The 20,440-nt window shown below is 59.3% G+C and carries 18 protein-coding genes; 7 read left to right on the top strand and 11 right to left on the bottom strand.

Annotated features, from left to right (window positions below; all coding sequences use genetic code 11):
- Window positions 1-103 precede the first annotated feature (103 nt).
- The 3 genes from ACSAMM_RS06735 to ACSAMM_RS06725 are packed head-to-tail and all read left to right on the top strand — an operon-like array spanning window position 104 to window position 1,277.
- On the top strand, window positions 104-397 hold the full coding sequence (locus ACSAMM_RS06735; RefSeq protein WP_457790628.1) for an autorepressor SdpR family transcription factor: 294 nt from the start codon (window positions 104-106) through the stop codon (window positions 395-397).
- Window positions 384-1,013: an SdpI family protein gene (locus ACSAMM_RS06730; RefSeq protein ID WP_457790627.1), complete on the top strand. Its 630-nt coding sequence runs from the start codon at window positions 384-386 to the stop codon at window positions 1,011-1,013. The genes ACSAMM_RS06735 and ACSAMM_RS06730 overlap by 14 nt, the downstream gene beginning before the upstream one ends.
- Before the next feature lie 54 nt (window positions 1,014-1,067).
- Window positions 1,068-1,277, top strand: coding sequence for a hypothetical protein (locus ACSAMM_RS06725; RefSeq protein WP_178723206.1), 210 nt, complete (start codon window positions 1,068-1,070; stop codon window positions 1,275-1,277).
- A 45-nt stretch (window positions 1,278-1,322) separates the two neighbouring features.
- Here ACSAMM_RS06725 and ACSAMM_RS06720 read toward each other — a convergent pair whose 3' ends face one another.
- The 5 genes from ACSAMM_RS06720 to ACSAMM_RS06700 form a co-directional block, all read right to left on the bottom strand.
- A complete protein-coding gene (locus ACSAMM_RS06720) occupies window positions 1,323-2,906 on the bottom strand; it encodes an amidohydrolase (RefSeq protein ID WP_457790626.1) in 1,584 nt (527 codons plus the stop codon).
- 159 nt (window positions 2,907-3,065) lie between these two features.
- The gene (locus ACSAMM_RS06715) at window positions 3,066-3,377 is read right to left on the bottom strand and encodes a helix-turn-helix domain-containing protein (protein ID WP_457790625.1); all 312 of its coding nucleotides are present in this window, start codon (window positions 3,375-3,377) and stop codon (window positions 3,066-3,068) included.
- 288 nt (window positions 3,378-3,665) lie between these two features.
- The gene (locus tag ACSAMM_RS06710; RefSeq protein ID WP_457790624.1) at window positions 3,666-3,881 is read right to left on the bottom strand and encodes a hypothetical protein; all 216 of its coding nucleotides are present in this window, start codon (window positions 3,879-3,881) and stop codon (window positions 3,666-3,668) included.
- 164 nt (window positions 3,882-4,045) lie between these two features.
- The gene (locus ACSAMM_RS06705) at window positions 4,046-5,266 is read right to left on the bottom strand and encodes a hypothetical protein (protein ID WP_457790623.1); all 1,221 of its coding nucleotides are present in this window, start codon (window positions 5,264-5,266) and stop codon (window positions 4,046-4,048) included.
- A 22-nt stretch (window positions 5,267-5,288) separates the two neighbouring features.
- Complete coding sequence (locus ACSAMM_RS06700) at window positions 5,289-5,810, bottom strand: RNA polymerase sigma factor (RefSeq protein WP_457790622.1); 522 nt, start codon at window positions 5,808-5,810, stop codon at window positions 5,289-5,291.
- 266 nt (window positions 5,811-6,076) lie between these two features.
- Between ACSAMM_RS06700 and ACSAMM_RS06695 the strand changes: the two genes are divergently transcribed.
- The 3 genes from ACSAMM_RS06695 (at window position 6,077) to ACSAMM_RS06685 (ending at window position 13,095) form a co-directional block, all read left to right on the top strand.
- A complete protein-coding gene (locus ACSAMM_RS06695) occupies window positions 6,077-6,409 on the top strand; it encodes a cell division protein SepF (protein ID WP_457790621.1) in 333 nt (110 codons plus the stop codon).
- Window positions 6,410-6,632: 223 nt separating this feature from the next.
- Window positions 6,633-10,304: a discoidin domain-containing protein gene (locus ACSAMM_RS06690; RefSeq protein ID WP_457790620.1), complete on the top strand. Its 3,672-nt coding sequence runs from the start codon at window positions 6,633-6,635 to the stop codon at window positions 10,302-10,304.
- A 169-nt stretch (window positions 10,305-10,473) separates the two neighbouring features.
- On the top strand, window positions 10,474-13,095 hold the full coding sequence (locus ACSAMM_RS06685) for a valine--tRNA ligase (protein WP_457790619.1): 2,622 nt from the start codon (window positions 10,474-10,476) through the stop codon (window positions 13,093-13,095).
- Window positions 13,096-13,176: 81 nt separating this feature from the next.
- On the opposite strand, the gene ACSAMM_RS06680 is transcribed toward ACSAMM_RS06685, so the two are convergent.
- The 6 genes from ACSAMM_RS06680 to ACSAMM_RS06655 all read right to left on the bottom strand — a co-directional run bounded on the left by ACSAMM_RS06680 (window position 13,177) and on the right by ACSAMM_RS06655 (window position 19,276).
- Window positions 13,177-15,657: a S8 family serine peptidase gene (locus ACSAMM_RS06680; protein WP_457790618.1), complete on the bottom strand. Its 2,481-nt coding sequence runs from the start codon at window positions 15,655-15,657 to the stop codon at window positions 13,177-13,179.
- Window positions 15,658-15,678: 21 nt separating this feature from the next.
- A complete protein-coding gene (locus tag ACSAMM_RS06675; protein WP_457790617.1) occupies window positions 15,679-16,248 on the bottom strand; it encodes a hypothetical protein in 570 nt (189 codons plus the stop codon).
- A gap of 53 nt (window positions 16,249-16,301) precedes the next feature.
- On the bottom strand, window positions 16,302-16,871 hold the full coding sequence (locus ACSAMM_RS06670; RefSeq protein WP_457790616.1) for a hypothetical protein: 570 nt from the start codon (window positions 16,869-16,871) through the stop codon (window positions 16,302-16,304).
- A 337-nt stretch (window positions 16,872-17,208) separates the two neighbouring features.
- Window positions 17,209-17,409 (bottom strand): hypothetical protein, encoded by a 201-nt coding sequence (locus ACSAMM_RS06665; RefSeq protein ID WP_178723781.1) that lies wholly within the window; start codon window positions 17,407-17,409, stop codon window positions 17,209-17,211.
- A 70-nt stretch (window positions 17,410-17,479) separates the two neighbouring features.
- Entirely contained in the window at window positions 17,480-18,343 is an 864-nt protein-coding gene (locus tag ACSAMM_RS06660; RefSeq protein ID WP_457790615.1) for a patatin-like phospholipase family protein, read from the bottom strand.
- Between the two features lie 318 nt (window positions 18,344-18,661).
- Window positions 18,662-19,276, bottom strand: coding sequence for a sugar transferase (locus ACSAMM_RS06655; RefSeq protein ID WP_457790614.1), 615 nt, complete (start codon window positions 19,274-19,276; stop codon window positions 18,662-18,664).
- A 477-nt stretch (window positions 19,277-19,753) separates the two neighbouring features.
- Between ACSAMM_RS06655 and ACSAMM_RS06650 the strand changes: the two genes are divergently transcribed.
- On the top strand, window positions 19,754-20,362 hold the full coding sequence (locus tag ACSAMM_RS06650; protein WP_457790613.1) for a sugar transferase: 609 nt from the start codon (window positions 19,754-19,756) through the stop codon (window positions 20,360-20,362).
- Window positions 20,363-20,440 lie beyond the last annotated feature (78 nt).

Raw genomic sequence — 20,440 nt, 5'->3', positions numbered from 1 at the left:
CCGAGCGGCTTCGTTTTGCAGAAAAGGGGCTTGCATTTTTCTACGGGAGGGGGTATTCTATATTTAGATAAATTTCTAAATATAGAATATGGAGGATGCGGTTATGGGTTTTGCGGAGACCTTCAAGGCGTTGGGGGATCCGGTGCGGCGGGCCATTCTCGAGCTGCTGCGGGAGGGGGAGCGGCCCGCCGGGGACATCGCCGCCCGGTTCGATTTGACCGGCGCGACGGTATCGTACCATCTGGCCCAGCTGAAAAAGGCGGGGCTGGTGGCCGAGACCCGGCGGGGGACCTATCTGTATTATCAGCTGAACGCCTCGGTGGTGGAGGAGGCCATGCTCTGGCTGGCCGGATTGACGGCCGGGGCGGGGGAGGAGGAAGCCCATGATCAGGCTTGACCGCACGCTGCTGTGCTCCTCGCTGCTGTGCCTGGCGCCCATGGTTCCCTCCGGCGTCTTTTACAGCCGGTTGCCGGAACGGGTGGCGGTGCATTTCAACGCCGCGGGGCAGGCCGACGGCTTTGCGCCCCGGTGGTTCGCCGCCTTCGGCCTGCCGCTGCTCCTGCTGCTGGTGAACGTTTTCGTCCATCTGCGGCTGAATCATGACCCCCAGCGTCAAAACGCCTCGGCGGTGCTGGCGCAGGCGGGCAGATGGATCGCGCCCCTGGCCAGCGTGGTGACGGAAGCCGTCCTGCTCATCCACGCCCTGCGGGGGCCGGTGAACTTCCATCTGTATTTCTCCCTTCTGGCGGGGGTGCTGGTGACGGTGGCGGGCAACTACCTGCCCAAATGCCGGCAGAATAGGACTGTGGGCATCAAGCTCCCCTGGACGCTGCGCAGCGAGGCCAATTGGAACAAGACCCACCGGGCGGCCGGCTTCGTGTGGATAGCGGGGGGCCTCATGCTGATAGCCGGTGCCTTCCTGCCCGTGCCGTGGCTGGAGCCGGCGGTGGCAGCCCTGCTGGTGCTGTTCCCCCTTCTGTACTCCTTCGCGCTGCATAAACGGGGGAGTTAGGCAACTCCCGTCCTCCCGCTGCATAGACTGAGATAGGAAGCGGGAGGTGATCCATTGGATTTAAAAAATTACCAGGTGACGGTGCGGGAGATCCTGGCCAATCCGGCGGCCAAGGCGGTGATTCGCCGGGAGCTGCCCGAGGTGATGAACAGCCCGCTGCTGTCCTTCGCCCAAAGCATGACCCTGCGGCAGGTGCTGAGCCTTGCGGGGAACATCCCCCAGGAAAAGCGCGATCGCATCCTTGCCGCCCTGAAAGAGGCCTGAACCAAGCCCAAATGAAAACGCCCGCCGATTTCGGCGGGCGTTTTGTCAGCTTTTGCGGCGATAGATACAAACGCCGTCCTTGTAGGTTTCCAGCACCCGGATGTCTCGCAGGGCTTCCGGCGGGGTCTGCAGGGGGTTGCGATCGAGGACGGTGAGATCCGCCCTCTTGCCGGGGGCCAGCGTGCCCTTTTCCCCCTCCTCGCCGTACTGCCAGGCGGCGTTGGCCGTCACGGCCCGCAGGGCGGTCAGGGTGTCCACCCGCTCCTCCTCCCCCAGCAGGACGCCAGCCTTGGTGCGGCGGTTCACGGCGCACCAGACGGTTTCCAGCATGTCGGGCGGGATCACCGGGGTGTCCTGGTGGAAGGTGAAGCGAATCCCCAGCTTTTCGGCGGAGCGGGCGGGGCTGATGGCCGAGGCCCGCGCCCTGCCGAAGTTTTCCAGGTGGGTGTCCCCCCAGTGATAGACATGGGCCACAAAAAAGGAGGGGGTCACGCCCAGCCGCTTCACGGCGGGAAGCTGATCCGTCCCCAGCAGCTGGGCATGGATGAGGACCGGCCGCAGGGCGGACGCCGCCGGGCCGACGGCCTGCACCGCCCGCAGGAACTGGGCACAGGCGGCGTCGCCGTTGCCGTGGGCCAGCGGCTGCATCCCGTCCCGGACGGCCTGGCGCAGCACGTCCTCCACCTGATTGTCCGTCAGCGTGCCGTAGCCGGTATAGTCCCCGCCCCCCTCGTAGGGGCGGCGCATCCAGGCGGTGCGCCCCTGGGGCGAGCCGTCCAGGAACATCTTGTACCCGCCGATTTTGAACCGATCCTTGTACCGGCGGAGGTGCTCCGGAAAGGCCGCCTTCACCGCCGCGGCGCTGGCGGCGTCGGGGTATCCCACCACGTCGAGCCGGAGCAGCCCGGCCTGCAGCAGCGCCTGGTACAGGGGGATGAGCTGCGTGGGAAGCATCCCCTCCTGGACGGTGGCGATGCCATGGGAGGCGTACTGATCCTGCACCCGGCGATAGGCGTCCAGCAACGCTTCGACAGAGGGCATGGGCACCTGCTTCTGGGCCTCCAGGAAGGCGTTTTCCTCCATATAGCCGGTCAGCCGGCCGTCCTGGAGCCCGATGCGGCCTCCGGACGGGGCAGGGGTGTCCGCCGTGACGCCCAGGCGCTCCAGTCCCCGGGTATTAAACACCCCCATATGGCCGGAGCGGTGCTGGAGCATCACCGGGTTGTCCGGCGCGGCGGCGTCGAGCAGGGCCCTGTCGGGGTGGCGCTTTTCCCTCAGCGCGTTGTGGTCGTAGCCCTTGGCGATGATCCACGCACCCGGCTCCGGACGCTGGGCGCGGATGTGCTCCCGCAGCCGGCCGGCGATTTCCTCCAGGTCGGCGCATTCATCCAGAGGCACCTGGAGCAGGGCGTTGGCCGCGGCGGAAAAGTGACCGTGCGGGTCGATGAAGGCGGGCAGCAGGGTGTGCCCCTGCAAATCCACCCGCCGCGCCCCGGTCCCGGCCAGCTGGCCGGCTTCCTCCCGCGTCCCCGCCAGGACGATCCGGCCGTCCCGCACCAGCAGGGCCTCAGCTGTGCGCGCGCCGTCCTCCAGGGTCAGCACCGCGCCGTTTTCAAACAAGGTGTCCATACGCATCCTCCCGTCTGCCTTCGTGTCTCAGTTTCAGTGTGTCCAATCACCAGAATAGCACCCGCCGGGCGGCTCTGTCAACTTTTGGAAGTCCCCGGCGGACTCCAGGCGGCAAAACACCCCGGCCGATAAGGGCCGGGGTGTGTGGTTTGGGCAGGATTAGTCAGCTTTTTCGTCAACAAACAGTTTGATGAAATCCATGACAAACTGTTTCTTTTCATCGGCTAGACCGCTTATTTTGATGACAGGTTCGTCCTCTAAACCAAGCAGATAATCGGCAGACGTGTTAAGAAGGACCGCCAGCCGAACCACATTGGCTAGTCCGGGAGTCTGCGTATTGTTTTCGTAATGCGATATGGCTTCCTTGGTGACATGCAGTCTGTCGCCAAGTTCCTTTTGCGTCCAGCTTTTTCGCTGTCGCAGCTGTTTAATCCGCAGACCGAAATCATATACAGGATTATCCGCCATCATCTCACCACGTTTCTTCTTTTGCAATCATTATATAGGATTCGAGATGATTAATATTTCATACATACACGATAATTATATGATGTATAAATTTACTTATGGAAAGCATGTGGCATTTTATGAGAAAATATGAGCCCGCCTGTGTGTTCTGCGGAGAATCCCGCAATATAGAGTCTTTCAAAGGAAAAAATATTTGTCCGGCTTGTGTGAAGAGCCTGGCACGGTACGACAGGGACGCCCCATAAAAGAGCTCCCCGGCCGCTGTTGCAGCCGAGGAGCTGTGTACGGGAATTACCGGCGGCAGCCGCAGCCACGAGGAGGCATGGGGGCGGGGTCGCAGGGCAGAGGCGCGGGCGCGCCGCAGCCGCAGTCGTTCTCGTTCTCGTCCGCTTCACGACTGTCCTGTCCCCAGTTCTGGAGCAGCAGAATAAAGACGATAATGACGATCGCGAAGAAGAAGCCGTTCCGATGGAACATATCGCCGCAGCCGCTGTTGCAATGGCACATGGATTTCACCAACCCTTCCGGCAATGGTGCGCCGCCTGGCGGCGCGGGGGAGGACGAGCGTCCTCTCTCCTTACCAGCATATGCGCGGGGCGCCGGTTTGGCTCATGCGTTATCGGGAGCCTAGGTAAGCGATGAGGAAATCCCGCCAAGCCGTCGAGCGTGATTTATTCATCACGCACCCAGGTGCCGCGGACGGTTCCGTCGTTGATGTACAGCCTCAGGTCGTTCCAGTCCGCGTCGGCGGCGGATACGGCCGGCACGGCGTAGCGGAACACGTCCTCGTGCGCCCCGGCCGCCACGTACAGGATATAGACCGGCAGGCGCACGGCCTGATCCGCCTGCTCCCAGTATTCCAGACGCACCCGGAGCACCCGCGCCCGCTCCCGCGGCGGCTCCTCCATATAGGCGGGCGGATACATGTGCAGATAGGTGCCCTGCTCCCAAAGGGAAACCGCCTCGTCCGGGGTGAGGGCGGCGGCCTGCCGGATTTGCTCGTGCGCGTATCCCGCGGGCAGCGTGATCGCGCTTAGCGAGCCGTCTGCCTCGATATCCAGGCGCATGCCGGCCAGCCCCGCCGCCCCCAGCGCCTGCAGGGGATCGGCGGTTTTGGGGTACACCGTGACGTGGTAAACGGGGGAGACCACCGGATCCGCCGCCCCTTCCGGATAGGACAGATACCCTTCCGTCCAGGCCTCTACGGCGACCTCATCCATGGGGCACAGGGCGCGGAACCGCTCGTAGTAGGAGCGGGCCAGCTTGGTCAGCGCCCCCGGCGCGGCCATGTCGGTGCCCTCCGGCGGGAGGATGGGCCGGCTGAACCCGCCGACGCTGCCTAGACCGGGCTGGCTGACCCCCACGCTGATGCTGCCGGACGGGGTGACGCTCAGCTGGGAAATTGCCAGCGGGTTGTCCGCCACCCTCGCCAGAATGTACCGGAGATCCTCCCCCATGCTGACGCATACGGGAGAGGTGGTTTCCTCGAGAATGATCAGGCCCTGCTCCCGGCAGAAGTCCTGGAGCCGGCCGCGCATCTCCTCCATGGTCAGCAGCGGCCGCTCTGCCACCGGCAGGGTGTCGCCCGTCTCAGGCAGCGCGGCCTGGGTGGGGGGCAGCATGGCGGCGAGCATCCGCTGCCAGTCGTCGGAGGAGGAGGGGCTGCTCGCCTCCTCGCTGACGGCGCTGGTCGGGCCCAGGATGGCGGGGGACTGGCGGGAGGCCCAAAGCCCCACCCCCGCAATGCCCGCCACCAACAGCAGGCAGGCGGCGGCCAGGGCGATCCGGTGCAGCAGGACGCCCTGCTTGGGAGGAGCTGCCAGCTCCCCGGTCAGCTGCTCCACCAGGGACTCGTCCAGCAGTTCCCGGATGGACACGCTCGGTTTGGTCATACGGCATCGTCCTTTCCATGCGTCAGGCTTCCCAGCCGGTGATCCCCTGCCGGCGCAGGAGGCGGATGAGCTTGGCCCGCAGGCGGCAGACCCGGGTGTGCGCCGCGCCCTCCGCGACGCCCAGCTCCCCGGCGATTTCCGCCCCCGAGTATTCGTACACGTATTTCAGCGTGAACAGCCGCCTCTCCGCCGGGCTTAGGGCCAGCACGGCGGCCCGTACCCCGTCCCGCGTCAGGGCGTCGTCCGGCCCGCCGCTTTCCACCAGGATGTCCTCCTCCAGGGGGAGGCAGGCCCGGCGGGTCAGAGTCCGGCGCCGGTTGAGCGCCCGGCTGCGGGCCAGCACGCACACATAGGTGGAAAGCCCGCCCCGCCCGCCGTCGTATTTTTCGGGATGGGCCAGCAGCTCCAGCATCACGTCGTCGGCCACCTCTTCCGCGTCCTCGTCACTGCCCGTCCCCTGGAGGAAGCGGGCCGCGGTGGCGCGGGCCAGGGGAAAATACCGGGCGTACAGGTCTTCCGCGTTTTCCGGCTGCTTGCGCGTCATGGAATCCCCTCCTTCTCTGGCTGCCCTCTCATCCATTATACAACGGAACCCGCCGGTATCTTACAATAAAGTTGACAAACCCGCTCGGCAAGGAATAGACGGGCGAAAAATGACAAAAATGATGCAAATTCGCGGCGCCGGCGGGAAAAGGCCTTGAAAAGCGTGAAAAAGTACGCTATAATAAATGAATACAGAACCGCTGGACAGAAGAGGGCGGAGGCCTTTTTCAACACGTCCTCGTGAGTGCGAAAGGATGGGTCATTCTAATGGGCTATGCAAACAGAGCGGCCGCGTACCGCGAGGAGCCGGCCGTCCGTCAAGAGACGGAGGAATTCCAGCTGGTGTTGGCGAATCCAGAACGGTATGAGGACGCGGGCGGCATCGCCCGGCATTTCGACGCCCGCCATCCGGTGGTGCTCAACCTGGAGGGCGTGACCAAGGACGCGGCCCTGCGCCTGGTGGATTTCCTGGGCGGCGTGGCGTACGCCAAGGGCGGCGAGCTGGTCCGCATCGCCAAAAACGCGTTTTTGCTGGTTCCGAATACGGCGACGGTGGAGAGCACCGTGCTGGATGAATGGGACGAGATTGGGAAATACTGAGTTGCTACCCGGCCACAGGCGGCCGGGATCGGGTAAACGCCCGGTCCCGGCCGCTTTTTGCGTCGATCGTATGGCTAATCAACCATTTTCCGGATGCTGGAAAATTAGCGATATACACCTTCCACCGCTCATGCTATTCTAAAAAACAAGCGGAGGGGAAGCCCTCAAGCGGATACCGGACGGTGCAGTCGTTCCGGCCTACCATTCTGAAGGAGGAAAACAGATGAGCGGAAGAATACGATGGAGGCTCCGCCAGCCTGGGCGAAGGGCGTTGGCGCTGCTGACGGCCGCCATGGTGCTGGCGGGAAGCAGCTTGCTGGGCGGGAGCTCCTCCCTGCTGCGGGTAAAAGGGGAAGGACAGCAGACCCAGACGCTCGGTTCAGCCGCATTGCAAGCCGGCGCGGGCGTCGTTCTGGACGTGACGGACGAGTCTGCCGTTTTGCACAATGCTTTGGTGCGGGTGGCCTTTGACCTGAAAAAGGGACGTTACTCGGCTTATGACCAGGTATCCGGCAAGCCCTATATCCTGGGCGCCTACGTCAAGGTCAATGGAGCGAGCAGCCTGGACGGCTACGCTTTTACGGCGGAGAACGCCACCGCCGACGGCTTTGCGGGCAAGTCGATGCGGCTGACCGGCACCAAGGCGGGAAGCGATTTCGATATGGTGCTGGATATTACTCTTCGGGACAAAACGGGAGAGATTGAGCTTGCCTGCGGTTTGATCAACCGCACCGCCGCGTCTCTCCAGCTTAAGGAAATGCAGCCGCTGACGGCGGATGCCCAGCATTCCTCCGGTGTGTTCGTGGGGCCGAATCCCGCGAAGAATCATGCGGTGCTGACCGGCGAGGGAAACTGGGGAACGCCCGACGTGTCGTCCAATGTATCGGTTACCTCCAAGAACAATCTGCTGATCTCTTATCGCAACAAGCCGGACATGGAAAGCCTGGTGCTAGGCGGTCTGACCTGCTATGAGTTCCAGAGCGAAGTGATAACCAAGTATAACGAGGTGACCAGCCTCGTCAACTCCGATCGCCGCAGCATCGATGCGCTTATCCGTGTGTTCGATTACACCGGCAAGCGGGTGGACGCGGGCATGCTGGCCATGGGCGACGCCGCCTTGGTGAATTTCACCCAGAAGAACCCGTACACCGCGCTGGAGGAATACGCCGAGCTCCAGGCCGGGGCCATGAAGGTGGATTTGGGGACGACGGATCCCTATCTCTACCAAAGCCTGTGGTATGTGGAGGGCTACGCCTTCAACGAGAAGGCCAACACGGCGGATTTCGCCCTGGAGGAGGCCAAACGGGCGAAGGCGCGGGGCCTGACCAACTATGTCCCGCTGAACATCCGGCTGGAGCCGGACACCTATACGGATCCCAACGAGCAGCTGTGGTGGGACGACGCGCACTGGAAATCCTTCGGCCATTTGACCGACACGTTCCCCACCATTAAATCCTGGTCCGACGCCCTGAAATCCCTGGGGGTCACGACCGCTCTGTATATGCAGCCCACCTTCCGCAACTCGGACTACGCCTCCCAGTATCCGGGGCACATGATCGGCAACAATGCGAAGGAGACGGCGGATTACACCGATCCGGATTTCCTGGCTCACATGGCGGAGGTCTACCGCAATATCAAGAACGCGGACATCAAGCTGATGATGTACGACTACACCAACATGAACAAGGCGGCGGGCGGCGACACCATCAAGCGCACCGGCGGCTTTGCGGATCCTTATGCCACAGCAGTTTCCGCCTACCGGAACATGTTCGCCATCGCCAAGCAGGGAGTGGGTAAGGACTTCCGGGTGATGGAGAACGCCTGGACCTGGGCCGGCGAGGACGTGGCTATCGGCGTCATCGATTTCCAGCGCACCGGCACCGACACAGTTCGCCTGACGCCGAATATCGCGCGCAACGGCCTGTATCAGTGGTACCGCAACCGCACCACCAAAATCCTCTATCCCGATGTGCAGATTTTCGAGGAAGAGGATTTGGATTTGCGCCGGGCGCAGATCACCGGCGCGGGCGTCATGTTCGGCAATCTGTCTCTGGGCGAGAGCCTGCTTCAGATATCGGACAGCAAGCTCCATGATATCACCCGGGTGACCCCCATGCCTATCGACGGGGCCTCCCCGCGGCCGGTGGGGTTGTTCGAGCATGAGGACGACATGCCGGAGGTATACGATTACAAATACGCCGGAGACAACGGGGATCACCTGCTGCTGCTCTGGAACTACCAGGATGACGATAAGGATATGACCGTCAAGCTGGGAGAGGACAGCGCCTTTGGAGGCATCGGCCTGGATCCGGACAAAACCTATGAGATTTGGGATTTCTGGGACTGGCGTTATGTGGGACGGTTCCAGGGCTCCGACACCCTCGTGCAGCGGGTGCGCCGCAACGAGATGAAGACCCTGGCTGTCCGCGAAGTAAAGGACACCCCTTATCTTCTCTCCACCGACCGGCATGTGCTCCAGGGAACCCTGGATGCCCATGACGTCACCGCGCAGGGCAACACGGTTACCGGCGCCTTCGACGTGGTCGCGGGAGACCCCTACAAGGCGGTCATTGCTTTGGGGAATAACCGTTTGAAGGTAAAATCTCTGCGCACGGATCCGCAGATCAAGGCGGATTACGTGCTGGACACCTTCCACAACGTGGTAGAAATCACCCTGCAGTCGGACAAAAATGTCACCGCCTCCGTTACCCTCACTTTGGAGGAACGGGAAGCGGGAACGGACACACAGGCGCCCGGCGCACCTTCCGCGCTGCTGACCGCGGCGGATGAGCATGGAAACGTGACTTTGTCCTGGCAGCCGGCTTTTGACGATAGCGGCTATGTGGAATACGAGATTTTCCGGGGAAGCACATCTGACTTTGCTCCTTCCGCCGTTAACAAGCTGACCCAGACCGGCCATCTGAGCTATCTGGATCGGGAGGTACCCGCCGGCGTCCAGTACTACAAGGTGAGGGCGCTTGACGCGGCGGGAAACGCCGGAAAGATCATGTGCGTCAAGGCGGAGGTTCTGACGGCGACTATCCCGGTGAGCAAGCTGACGGCTACCGCCGGCTCCTACGAGGTCAGCGGCCACTATGACGGACCGGAGCAGGTGCTGGACGGGGATCCTAAGACCCTGTGGCACACGGCTTGGGGCGGCAGCGCCCAGAAAGACCGGTGGATCAACCTACATCTCAGTGAGCCCATGGAGGTCAGCCAGCTGCAGTACCTCCCCCGGCAGGATTTGGACAACGGGGTCATTACCAGCTACGAAGTGCAGATCAGCAGCGACGGAGGAAAAACCTTCCGGAGCGTGGCCGAGGGCGTTTGGGAAATAACGGCGGACTGGAAAACGGCCGATTTCTCGGCGGAGAAGGTTACCGACGTGCGGCTGTACGCCAAGGCATCGAAAAACGGATTTGCCTCGGCAGCGGAAATCCGGCTTTACAACGAGCCGGTGCTGAACGGGCTTTCCCTGTCAGACACCGCCGTGACCATCTACCCGGGGCAGCCGTACCATCTGGCGGCCAACCTGTACCCATCGATCTTCACCGGCTCCGACGTGGTTTGGAGCAGCAGCGACGAGGCCGTGGCCAAGGTGGTTCCGGGCGAGGATCCCGCCCGGGCGGTGGTGACGGGCGTGGCCGTGGGGAAAGCCGAGATTACGGTGAAAACCGCGGACGGGGCCTTCAGCGGCGTCTGCACGGTCACGGTAACCAACGGCGGGAGCGACGTCCCGCCGCCGGAGGAACCCTCCAAGCCAGGCGGGGAGGAAAGCAGCGGCTCCTCCGCGGCCACCGGAGAGACGGGGACGGCCGCGGCAGCGTTGCCCCTGGCCGGTACGGCGGCGCTGCTTTTGACAGCTGCCAAAAAGAGAAAAACGCCTCTGCGATAATCGGCAGACAGGGAAACGCCGGCAGGCCCCGCCAAGGGGATGCCGGCGTTTTCTACGTTTGGAGCGGTATTTTCCCGCGGATTTCTCGCTGGACGGGATAACTGGGTCTTGCCGGGCGGCGGGGATTATGGTACACTGGTGTACAAGTTGAAAAGAAGGATGGTCGCACATGGCACAGAGAAAAGAACTGGCGAAGACCTACGAGCCGCAGGAGGTGGAGGACCGCATCTACCGCTTCTGGGAGGAGGGCGGGTATTTCCACGCCGAGGCGCATCCCGATAAGAAACCCTATACCATCGTCATGCCGCCCCCCAACATCACGGGGCAGCTGCACATGGGCCACGCCCTGGACGAGACGCTGCAGGACATCCTCATCCGCTGGCGGCGGATGCAGGGCTATGAAGCGCTGTGGGTGCCCGGTACCGACCATGCCTCCATCGCCACCGAGGCGAAAATCGTGGAGGCCATGGCCAAGGAAGGGCTGACCAAGGAGGATCTGGGCCGGGAGGGGTTCCTTGAGAGGGCCTGGGCCTGGAAGGAGACCTATGCCGGGCGGATTGAGCAGCAGCTCAAAAAGCTGGGCTCCTCCTGCGACTGGGAGCGGGAGCGCTTCACCCTGGACGAGGGCTGCTCGAAGGCGGTGCGGGAGGTGTTCGTCCGCCTGTACGAGAAGGGGCTGATTTACCGGGGAGAGCGGATCATCAACTGGTGCCCCCACTGCAAGACCTCCATTTCCGACGCGGAGGTGGAGTTCGAGGAAAAGGACGCGTTCTTCTACCATCTGCGGTACCCCATCGAGGGCACCGGGGAGTATCTGGAGCTGGCCACCACCCGGCCGGAGACCATGCTGGGCGACACGGCGGTGGCCGTCCATCCGGACGACGAGCGGTACAAGGCCCTGGTGGGCAAAAACGTCATTCTGCCCCTGGTGAACAAGGCCATCCCGGTGGTGGCCGACACCTATGTGGAAATGGATTTTGGCACCGGCGTGGTGAAAATCACCCCGGCCCACGACCCCAACGACTTCGAGGTGGGACTGCGGCACGATCTGCCGGTCATCACCGTCACCACCGAGGACGGCCATATGAACGAGCTGGCCGGCAAGTACGCGGGCATGACCCTTATGGACTGCCGCAAGGCGGTGGTGAAGGACCTGGAGGATGGGGGCTACCTGGTCAAGACCGAGCCCCTCAAGCACAACGTGGGCAGCTGCTACCGCTGCCGCACGGTCATTGAGCCGCGGGTGTCCCAGCAGTGGTTCGTCAAGATGAAGCCGCTGGCCGATCCGGCCATCGAGGCGGTGCGCTCCGGACGGACAAAATTCGTGCCCGAGCGGTTCGACAAGGTGTATTATAACTGGATGGAGAATATCCGGGACTGGTGTATTTCCCGCCAGCTGTGGTGGGGGCACCGGATTCCGGCGTGGTATTGCCCCGATTGCGGGGAAATCGTGGTCAGCCGGGAGGATCCCGCCGCCTGCCCGAAGTGCGGCTGCACCGCCCTGAAGCAGGACGAGGACACCCTGGACACCTGGTTCTCCTCGGCGCTGTGGCCCTTCTCCACCCTGGGCTGGCCGGACAAGACGCCGGAGCTGTCGTATTTTTACCCGACCAGCACCCTGGTGACGGGGTACGACATCATCTTCTTCTGGGTGGCGCGGATGATTTTCTCCGGCGTGGAGCACATGGGGGAGGCCCCCTTCGACACGGTGCTCATCCACGGGCTCATCCGGGACGCGCAGGGGCGCAAAATGTCCAAATCCCTGGGCAACGGGGTGGATCCCCTGGAGGTTATCGCCCAGTATGGGGCCGACGCGCTGCGCTTCATGCTGGCCACCGGCAACAGCCCGGGCAACGATATGCGCTTCACCACCGAAAAGGTGGAATCCTCCCGGAATTTCGCCAACAAGCTGTGGAACGCGGCCAGGTTTATCCTCATGAACCTGGGAGACGGCGACATCGAGCCGGGGCTGCCTGACACGCTGACCCTCGAGGACAAGTGGATTCTCTCGAAGTTCAACAGCCTGGCCCGGGCGGTGACCGACAATCTGGAGAAGTTCGAGCTGGGGCTGGCGGTGCAGAAGCTGTACGATTTCATCTGGGATCAGTTCTGCGACTGGTATATCGAGCTGTGCAAGGCCCGGCTCCAGGGGGAGAAAGCGGCCGACGCGAGGCGGGTGCTGGTGTTTGTCATGACCCGGACGCTCAGCCTGCTGCATCCCTTCATGCCCTTCGTCACCGAGGAAATCTGGCAGTCCCTGCCCCATGAAGGGGAGGCGCTCATCCGCGCGCCCTGGCCGGTGTACGACGAGGCGCTGGCTTTCCCGGCGGAGGAGAAGGAGATGGAGCGGGTGATGGATGCCATCCGCGCCATCCGCAACCGCCGCGCCGAGATGAACGTGCCGCCCTCCCGCAAGGCGGAGGTGTATGTGGAGACCGCCTTCGCGGATACCTTCCACACCGGTGCGCCCTTCATCCAGCGGCTGGCTTCGGCCTCGGCCGTGCGGGTGGGGGAGAGCTTCGAGGTGCCGGGTGCGGTGAAAATCGTCACCGCCGACGCCACCATCCAAATCCCCATGGACGAGCTGGTGGACAGGGCGGCGGAACTCGCCCGCCTGAGCAAGGAGCGGGAGTCGGTGCAAAAGCAGCTGGACGGCGCGCAGGCCCGGCTGAACAACCCGGCCTTCACCAGCAAAGCGCCGGAGGCCGTGGTGGCCACCGCCCGCGAGAACGCGGAGCGGCTGGCGGAAAAGCTGGCCCTCCTGGACCAGACTATCGAGAGCTATCGGTGAAGTAAAGCAAAAGGAATCCGCCCTGCTTGTACTAGCGGGGCGGATTCTTTGTTGAAGTCAAGTATCAATGTCAGGTTTGTTTTAAAAAGACGTTCCGGTTGACTTATAAATGTGCGGCTGACCAAGCCCCTCGTTGTAGGCGTAGAGGGCCGTAATGTCGTCTTTGCCGTCTGCGTTCATATCCCCGCATACAACTAGGCCGGTAGCCCTGTCAGGCTCATAGGAGCCAGGGGTCATGGATTCCTTCCAGGAATAGAAGCCATTGAAAGAGGACCCGGTAGAAGGCCATACCTGGATTTTCATTGTGTCGCCATTATACTTATACATGGCGGCGAGATCATCCTTGCCGTCGCCGTTGAAATCGCCGGCAACGAACCTTCCGGTGACTCTATCCGCGTTATAGGAGCCGGGGGTCATGGATTCCTTCCAGGAGTAGAAGCCGTTGAAAGAGGAACCGGTGGAAGGCCATACCTGGAGCTTCATGGTGTCATCGTTATATTTATACATGGCGGCGAGATCATCCTTGCCGTCGCCGTTGAAATCGCCGGCAACGAACCTTCCGGTGACTCTATCCGCGTTATAGGAGCCGGGGGTCATGGATTCCTTCCAGGAGTAGAAGCCGTTGAAAGAGGAACCGGTGGAAGGCCATACCTGGAGCTTCATGGTGTCATCGTTATACTTATACATGGCAGCGAGATCATCCTTGCCGTCACCATTGAAATCGCCGGCAACGAACCTTCCTGTGACTCTTGCGGGCTCATAGGAGCCGGGGGTCATGGAATCCAGCCAGGAATAGAAGCCGTTAAAAGAGGAGCCGGTAGAGAGCCAGACATGAATTTTCATGGTATTGTTATTATACTCATACATGGCGGCGATATCGTCTTTGCCGTCGCCGTTGAAATCACCTACAGCTACACGGCCCCGTATACGCTCCAGGCTGTTGTATTGGGTATTATAGCACCAATTTTGCGTGTCGCTGTAAGTGGAACCGTTGGACAGTCGGACTTGAATTTGCATCGCCTCGTTGGGAGCGGCGACAAAATAGGCCAGGTCGCTTTTTTGATCCCCGTTAAAATCGCCGGAAACGGTCAGGTTCTTAATATCGGCAGGATATGATTGTGTTTTCTGCAGCGCCTTGTAGGCATTCAGACGACCGCCAGAAACGCATTTTCCGCTCAAGGCGCTGACAGGATCCACGCTGTTGAGGATGACCTGTTTGATCTGAAGGGCATCCATGTTAGGATTATAGGCTTGAATCAGCGCCGCCACGCCGGCCACTTGTGGGGAGGCCATGGAGGTGCCGGACTTGTAGTCATAAGAACCGCCGGGAATTGTGCTGTAAATGTTGCTTCCCGGGGCACCGAGATCCACGGTAGTCGCGCCATAATTGGAGGTGGAGGCTAATTGGTCTGAGGACGTTGTGTTGGCCACGGAAATGATGTTGTCATTGGGGTAGCAGGCGGGATAAAATTTTAAGGAGTCTGTGTCCATGTCAACAGGAATGTTCGGGGTTTTATCGTTGTTGTCATGATCTTTTCCGTTGCCGGCGGAACAGACTAATAAACCTGGATAGTTGGAGATGGCATCACGTAAAGTTTTATTTTGGGAATTACCGCTACCACTGTAATTAATAATGGGTATTTGGTGATTGATAGCATATTTGACAGCATCAACCACCCAGTCCATTTTTCCGGTTCCTTTAATATTTCCATTTTCGTCATATGTTCGTTTAAACACGCGAAGGGAAACCAATTTTACATTCCAGCAGACGCCGGCGATGCCTTTGCCGTTGTTCCCCACCGCGCCGATGATGCCAGCCACATGGGTGCCATGCCCAACCGGATCGGTCCAGGCGGCCAGTCCATCATCCGTATAATTCTGTCCTAACGAGGTGTTGAGATTGGCCTTCAAATCCTCGTGATTGGGATCGATGCCGGAATCGAGGACGCCTACGGTTACCGTCGGACTGCCGGTGGTGAGGTTCCAAGCCTGCGGCAATTGCATCTTATTCAAAACATATTGGGTAGTGTTGGGATCTGACGACGTGGCGCTGGGAATGGTTTCTTCTTCCCCAGATTCATCTGATGGTATTTCTTCCAGCTCCGCGCTATCCTCCTCCGGCAGGCCTTCGTCAAGCGTAAAAATATAGTTTGGAGTGGCGCGAAGTACATCGTTCCGTTTCTCCAGTTTTTTTATCGCATCCAATACGGCGCTTTTGCTTTTATCCTTTAGTTCCAGTTTAAGTATTTGATGATAATTGTCCTTGTCAATCCAGTTCATAGCTTCCTCGTTTTCGATGCACGAGAGATCCGTAACCGAATCGACACGAACCCCCTTGAACGCGGAGGGGGGATGCTTTTTATTGATGACAGTACTTTTCTTTTTGAGAGTGACAAGAACGACGCCAGCTTCGAAGTTCTCATCTTCAGTAGCCTGCGATATAACCGTTGTTTCGGTGTCCCGTTCGGATACTTGAGGGGCTGACAAAGAATCCGCTTGGATGCTCACCACGAGAGAAAAGAACAGAATACACGTCATTAACGGTCCAATGATTCGTTTCACGTCACTGGCTCCTTTATTTTATTATTCGGTTGTACACACAGAATCAAAAGAAGCTAATTCGATTAGCGGATTGTTCAAAAGCGTATCCACAGCTTTTCTTACTTCCGCTTCACCAGCTTTGTTTAAAGTAATATAACCACTTTGCGAATGCGTTTTTTCATAATTCCTTATCTTTATTTTTTTAACATCCACTCCTGGAAAGTCCTTTGCCGTATATTGTTTATCAAAATCTACATATTCATCCTTTATCGTGATGACAACAGTATCAATTGAATACTGTTCGTTAAAGGATTTGGTACGGGTGGTAGGCGTGCTGGTTGATTCCGGCTTTTTAGTGGTGGTTGTCGGTGCTTTTGTCTTTACCGTCGTTTTCTTGCTGGCAGTGGTTGTTGTTTCTTTTCTCTGGGGAGTCGTTCCTTCTTCCAAAGACGCCTCGGTTTCTGGTGTGGTCGTTGTTTCTGCAATGGTAGTGTTTGTGGTCGAAGCTGTTCCAGACGACTGCGGCTTCCCCTCTTCCGGCGCCTGGCAGGAGGCGAGAAGGACGGCGCATAGGATGCTGGTCAAGATTAGCGATGTACATATTCGTTTCATAAATATTTCCTCCAATATTTAGAAACTATATCTAATATCCATATCTTTTTATCTCAGTCAGTCGTACATATAGAATCAAAAGTGGCTGATTCAATAATGGGGTTTTTTGATAAAATTTCTATGGCTTTACGGACTTCGGTTTCCCCAGACTTATTTAAATAAATACAAAGACCTTGAGAATGGGTTTTATCGAAATTATATATTTTGATTTCCTTAATATCTAGTCCTGGAAAATCCTTTGCCGTATATTGTTTATCAAAATCGACATATTCATCCTTTATCGTGATAACGACACTATTGTCGGAATACCGTTCATTAAAGGGTATAGTATAGGTGGTAGGCGTGCTGGTCGATTCCGGCTTTTTAGTGGTGGTTGTCGGCGCTTTTGTCTTTACTGTCGTTTTCTTGCTGGCAGTGGTTGTTGTTTCTTTTCTCTGGGTAGTCGTTCCTTCTTCCAAAGACGCCTCGGTTTCTGGTGTGGTCGTTGTTTCTGCAATGGTAGTGTTTGTGGTCGAAGCTGTTCCAGACGACTGCGGCTTCCCCTCTTCCGGCGCCTGGCAGGAGGCGAGAAGGACGGCGCATAGGATGCTGGTCAAGATTAGCGATGAACGTATTCGTTTCATAAATATTTCCTCCAGTATTTAGAAACTATATCTAATGTTTAAGAACTGCCGGCAATTATAGTATATGCCAAATCTTGGAAAAAGTCAACTATGTAGTCCATTATTATCCAAAAAGTTAAGGAAATATGAAAGATTAGATTGAAAATAGCAAATCCTCAAGCAAAGGGAATAAAAACCATAGTATGGCGATTTTCAACCTTACATATAGTATATATCAAAAAATAAAAACAGCAATAAAATCCAGGGAAATATTAGGAGAATTGAATATGTTTCACACGATATGTTGCGGTTAATACGTGTGAACAATAAAGAAGAGGAGGGGATTTCCCCTCCTCCTTTACATGGTGGCGTTGTGGCCTAGGTCTCTTACCAGCTGCTCCATTTCCTTTTTGGAATGGACGCTGTGGGTTTTCTCGATGACCGCGGCTTTCCCCTCCGGGGGCAGGGCGGTGAAGGCGTTCATGGCCTCCAGGTTCTTGGCTAGAGCCATGGACAGGCCCATGGGCACCTCGTCGCTGGCCAGCAGGTTTTTATCCATGAGGCGGCGCTCCTTTCGCTTGCGTATAATATAGGTATATATATAGAATACCCCGTGGCGGGGCGCGTATTCATCCGAACAGGGCCCGCAGGACCGGCAGCTGCCGCCGTGTGGCTTCATAGCCCGCCTCCATGCAGGCAGGCATCTCCCGGAAGGTCAACAGTCCCGCTTCCTCAGGCAGGGCGGGATGGAGCAGGAAGCGTTCTCCGGTGGCCATATGCTCCTTCAGGCGGGTGCTCATGATGGTCAGGGAATGGGAGGCGATTTCAATGAGGTTGTCGTGCTCCGGCGGGTGGTACGCCTCCGCCACGTCCACGGCCAGCACCCGCCGCTCCCCGGCCGCCAGGAGGAGATCCACCGGCAGATTGTCGGCGACGCCGCCGTCGGTCAGGCAGAGCGATCCCCGCCGAACGGGGAAGAACACCGCCGGGAAGGCGGCGCTCGCCCGCGCCGCCTCGCACACCGGGCCGTCGGCCCGCCAGGTGACGTGGGGCAGGGGACGCAGACCGGCCAGGGTGTTGGTATAGGCCACGGTGCCTCCGGTGCGCAGGTCGACGGACGGAAGGATCAGCCGGCGCTTCACGTCCCGCAGGGCCATGCCGCCGGTCTCCCGGCGCAGCAGCCGCTCCAGCCGGCCGCCTTTAATGAGACCGGGCAGGGTGACGTGACGGCGGGCCAGCAGCTGAAAGGCGGCCCGCACAATCCCCAGAAAGGCCGGGTCGACCAGGCAGATCCGGCCCCGGGCGATATCCTCCACCAGCCGCCGCAGCCGCTCGGCGCCGAGGCCGCAGGCGTACAGCCCGGCCACCACGGCCCCCGCGCTCGTGCCCGCCAGCGCCCCGGGAGGCAAACCGGCCTCCTCCAGCGCCAGCAGCACCCCCACATGGGCCGCACCCCGCGCGCCCCCGCCCGACAGGGCCATCGCGTATCTCATCATCCGCCGCCTCCCCGTATATGGAATGCTTCTCTTTTCCAGTATATGGGCCGCGGCGGCGATTTAGGTAAGGGATAATGAAATCCAGTGATGGGGGCCACCAAGCAACCGCAGAGCTGCTGATGGTTTACCTAGGTAAGCGATGATTAAATCCGGTTGCGCAGATTTTCGAGCGGGATTTGTGCCCGACAAGGCGAAAATACGCCGAAAAGCTGGCGCTTTTCAAGGATTTTCAACGATGGCGGACACAAATCCCCGCCGAAAAGATGCTGTGGCCGATTTATTCAGCGCTTACCTAGAGCAGGGAGGGCGCGGCGTTCAGCCGCGGCGGCCGGACACCTGCCGGGCGGCGGCTTCGGGGGAATGACCGCCCTCCCGGATACCCTCGCCGGTGACCACGCAGCGCAGGGTCTCCAGCACGATGCGCCCATCCAGCCCCAGTGACATCCGGCGTGCATAGTACGCATCGTAGCGCGCCTTATGTTGGATGGATACGGTGTCCCGGCCCCGCACCTGGGCGAGGCCGGTGATGCCGGGACGCACCAAATCCGCCCCCAGGCGGCGCCGCCGGGCCAGCAGCTCGGTTTCGGTCAGCACCACGGGACGGGGGCCGATAAAGCTCATGTCCCCTTTGAGGATGTTCCACAGCTGGGGCAGCTCGTCCAGGCTGGTCCGGCGCAGAAAACGGCCCACCGGGGTGATGTACCGCCCGGCGTCGGCCAGATCGTTGGTGGCCACGTCCGGCGGGGCGGCGGCCCGCATGGAGCGGAATTTCAGCATGGTGAAGGGACGACTGTATAATCCTGCACGTTTTTGCATAAAAATTATATCCCCCGGCGAATCCACCGCGATCGCCAGCATAATCAGAAGAAAAAGCGGCAATAACAATAGAAACAGCGCCAGCGAAATTAGTATATCGAGCAGCCGCTTCACGATTCGATACAGCAGATGGTCGTCCCCCTTTAGATACGAAAAATGACAACGAGATTAGTATATCCCCCGTTCAAAAATATAACAAGCGGAATAATGGATAATCGGCAAAAGTTTCTCGTTAATCAATAAGTCCAAAAGAAAAAAAGCGCTTTTTTGAGGCGAAAAAGATAAAATATTATATACACTGAACAAAATGTCTCCACGTGTTAAGATGACGTTAAACGGAATGCCAATATTGATTTTGATTACAAAAATGAAACTTGATTTTTGACGAATGGGATAGTATAATACGATAAGCGCAAGGGACGTCCTGCGCTGGTGGAAAAAAGACTTGCCTTCGTGTGGGAATACGATGCCGCTGCCGGACAGGTCATTGGAAGAAGCCGGCGCTTGAAGGAGGTAAATTTTATGCAGAAGATTCTGCTTTTAGATCGTTCGTATACAGAACGCGGACGCCGCAGAATGGGGTTTCTGCTCGTGAAGAGGACTTTTGACGTTCTTGCATCTTTTTGCATGCTGCTGGTGTTGCTGCCCCTCGGGCTGCTGGTGGCGCTGATTTGCGCACTGGACACCAAGAGCTCGCCGATTTTTTCGCAGGAGCGTATGGGGCGGGGGGACAAACCCTTCCGCATTTATAAATTCCGCACCATGAGCCCCCGGACCCCGGCCGACGTGGCCACCCACCAGCTGGTGGGTGCGGAGAATTACATTTCCCGCACCGGCCGCGTGCTGCGTAAGCTCAGCCTGGACGAACTGCCCCAGCTGTGGAACATCCTCAAGGGGGACATGAGCTTCGTGGGGCCGCGCCCCGTGGTGCTGACCGAAACCGATCTGCTTCGCCTGCGCAGCCGCAACGGCGCTTCCTCTGTCCGTCCGGGCCTGACCGGGCTGGCCCAGGTGAGCGGCCGTGACTGCGTGACCGTGCCGGAAAAGGCGCGGCTGGACGGGCAGTATGCCCGGTGCCAGAGCGCGGCGCTCGACTGCCGGATCCTCCTCAAGACGGTGGGTTACGTCTTGCATTCGAGCGGCGTGGTGGAAGGCGCTAACCCGGCGATCACCCACTGCAAAAAGGAACGCTCGGCCTGAAGGGCGGGGAAGCCCTGAAATTCATCTGAAAACAGCCTGCATGGAACGGCAGGCTGTTTTTTCGCGTAGTGATCTTAC

The organism is Anaeromassilibacillus sp. SJQ-5, from assembly GCF_054108045.1.
The sequence above is the reverse complement of the archived record's forward strand: the minus strand, read 5'-3'. Positions and strand labels throughout refer to the sequence as shown.